This is a genomic window from Yersinia pekkanenii, assembly GCF_001152565.1.
Classification (GTDB): domain Bacteria; phylum Pseudomonadota; class Gammaproteobacteria; order Enterobacterales; family Enterobacteriaceae; genus Yersinia; species Yersinia pekkanenii.
Map to the genome: position 1 here is coordinate 1 of NZ_CQAZ01000222.1, position 452 is coordinate 452.

A 452-nucleotide genomic window follows, 5' to 3' on the forward strand; every position below is an offset into this window, starting at 1 on the left:
GTACTGAGTGATATCGCACTGTTTCTGGAATCAGCACAGCGCCTCACTCAGAATCCCGGCGCGGGAGTTCATTTGGCAGACGCCCTCGTTGATTACTGTGCTGATTACGCCAAAACAATGTCTAGACGTGCTGCGCAGAAAGGGGCTGACCATGAAATCTAATCAATTGGAAGATGTAACCTGTCAGGTAAGGCAAGCGCAAGCGGTTTTAGCAATGTGGCTTGAACTCGCTACCGACAGCAAGAAAGATACCACCGACAAAATAGGCGCAGTGATAACTCTATTAGATGGTGTGCCAGAAGTCATGGTCGAGGCCAATAATAATCTACATGATTACACCATGGAGAAATATAAGGAAAGCAAAAAATGAAACCTGAAAAAATAGATTACGGCCAAATAAGTGAATATTTCATCATTAACGATGGCGGCATAAATAGCGCACTAATGAAAGT

Annotated in this window: 1 protein-coding gene; it reads left to right on the forward strand. The window is 44.0% G+C overall.

All coding sequences use genetic code 11. The annotated features are described in order from the left end of the window. Positions 1 to 151 precede the first annotated feature (151 nt). Positions 152 to 370 (forward strand): hypothetical protein, encoded by a 219-nt coding sequence (locus AEP37_RS24065; RefSeq protein WP_049615701.1) that lies wholly within the window; start codon positions 152 to 154, stop codon positions 368 to 370. The last annotated feature ends 82 nt before the right edge of the window (positions 371 to 452 follow it).